Raw genomic sequence first — 2571 nt, forward strand, 5'->3', positions numbered from 1 at the left:
CCCCTCAGGACCGGAGACCACCACCGGACCCAACTCGGCCTCGACCGGCGCCTCCTCCAGGATCACGTGCGCATTCGTCCCGGAGATGCCGAAGGCGGACACGCCGGCCCGGCCGGGGCGGCCCTCGGGACGTATCTCCACCGGAGCGGTCAGCAGCTCGACGCCGCCCGCCGTCCAGTCGACGTGCGGGGTCGGCTCATCCACGTGCAGTGTCTTGGGCAGTACGCCCGCGCGCAGGGCCATCACCATCTTGATGACGCCCGCCACACCGGCCGCGGCCTGGGTGTGCCCGATGTTCGACTTCACCGACCCCAGCCACAACGGCCGTTCCTCATACCTCCCTTGCCCGTAGGTGGCCAGCAGGGCGTCGGCCTCGATCGGGTCACCCAGTGTCGTGCCCGTACCGTGCGCCTCCACCGCATCCACCTCGGCGGCCGAGACCCCGGCGTTGGCGAGCGCGGCACGGATGACGCGTTGCTGGGACGGACCGTTGGGCGCCGTAAGGCCGTTGGACGCACCGTCCTGGTTGATCGCCGAACCGCGCACCACGGCGAGGACCCGGTGTCCCTTGGCGAGGGCGTCGGAGAGCCGCTCGACGACGAGCACACCGACACCCTCCGACCAGCCCGTTCCGTCGGCGGCGGCCGCGAAGGGCTTGCAGCGGCCGTCCGCCGAGAGCCCGCGCTGTCGGCTGAACTCCAGGAAGAGTCCGGGGCTCGGCATCACCGTCACACCGCCCGCCAGGGCGAGGTCGCACTCGCCGCCGCGCAGCGACTGGACCGCCAGGTGCAACGCCACCAGCGACGACGAGCAGGCCGTATCGACCGTGACCGCCGGACCCTCAAGCCCGAAGGTGTAGGAGAGGCGGCCGGAGACGACGCTCGCCGCGTTGCCCGTCAGGGAGAATCCCTCGACGACATCCGGCGTGCGCTCCAAGTCGACCAGATAACTCGGGTATCCGGCACCGACGAAGACGCCGCTGTTCGACCCCTTCAGCGACGTGGTGGCGATGCCCGCACGCTCGACCGCCTCCCAGGCGGTTTCCAGGAGGAGCCGCTGCTGCGGGTCCATGGCCAGCGCCTCGCGCGGCGCGATGCCGAAGAGGTGCGGGTCGAACTCGGCCGCGTCGTACAGGAATCCGCCCTGGCGAGTGTAGGTGGTGCCGGGGTGCGCGGGGTCCGGGTGATAGAGCGCGTCCAGGTCCCAGCCGCGGTCACCGGGGAAGTCCCCGACGGCGTCGGCGCCCTCGGTGACCAGCCGCCACAGGTCCTCGGGCGAAGCCACGCCGCCGGGGTAGCGGCAGGCCATGCCGACGATCGCGATCGGCTCGTCCGCCGCCACGGCCGAAGGGGCGGTGGTGACGGCCGGCGCCCCCTCCGTACCCCACAGCTCGGTGTGCAGGTGACCGGCGAGACGAGCCGGGGTGGGGTGATCGAAGACGATCGCGGTGGGCAGACGCAGCGCCGTGGCGGCGGTGAGCCGGTTGCGGAGTTCGACGGCGGTGAGCGAGTCGAAGCCCTGCTCCTTGAAGGAGCGTTCGGGGTCGACGGACTGCTCGGAGGCATGCCCCAGTACGGCGGCGACATGGGCCCGCACCAGCTCCACGAGCCGCCGTTCCCGCTCAGCACGACTCAGCCCCGCGAAGGTCTCGACCAGCCCGCCCGAGCCCTGGCCTCCTGCTGTCGTGTCGGCGGTGCGGCGGGTGGTCGCAGGGCGGACGAGCCCGCGCAGTACGGCAGGCACGGCCTCCGAGCCGCGCAGACCGGCCAGGTCAAGGCGGGCGGGCACGAGAGCGGGCTCGGCGGAGGCCAGAGCCCGGTCCAGCAGAGCCAGCGCCTCCTCCGACGACAGCGGCGCCAGACCCATCCGGCTCAGCCGCCGACGATCCGCGAGGTCCAGCTCGCCCGTCATGGCACTGGCCTGCTCCCACAGACCCCAGGCAAGGGAGGTTGCGGGCAGTCCCTGGGCGCGGCGGCGATGGGCGAGGGCGTCCAGGAAGGTGTTGGCGGCGGCGTAGTTGGCCTGCCCGGCACCGCCCAGTACACCCGACACCGACGAGTACAGCGCGAAGAACGCGAGGTCGGACTCTTGGGTCAGTTCGTGCAGATGCAGGGCGGCCTGCGCCTTGGGCCGCCAGACCGTGGCCAGTTGCTCCGGGGTAACGGCGGTGACCAGCCCGTCGGACAGGACACCGGCCGCGTGGACGACACCGGTGAGCCTACGGCCGTCCAGCAGGGCCGCGAGCTGATCACGGTCCGCGGCGTCACAGGCCGCCACTTCGACCGCCGCCCCCAACTGCCGCAACTCAGAAGCAAGTTCCGGTGCACCCGGCGTCTCCAGCCCCCTACGACTGGTCAACAGCAGGTTCCGAACGCCGTACGCAGTGACCAGATGACGGGCGAGCAACGCACCCAGAGTCCCCGTACCACCAGTGACCAGAACCGTCCCGTCCGGATCCACCGGCACCGGCATGGTGAGAGCGACCTTGCCGACATGTTTCGCCTGGCTGATGAACCGGAAGGCATCCGGCGCCCTGCGCACATCCCACGCCCGCACCGGCAACGGCTCCAG

Annotated in this window: 1 protein-coding gene; it reads right to left on the bottom strand. The window is 71.6% G+C overall.

Going from position 1 to position 2571, the window contains the following annotated elements:
* The coding region (locus ACWD1Z_RS37110) for an SDR family NAD(P)-dependent oxidoreductase (protein ID WP_451125286.1) at nt 1–2571 on the bottom strand (2571 nt) is incomplete at both ends.

Source organism: Streptomyces sp. NPDC002784, from assembly GCF_053592135.1.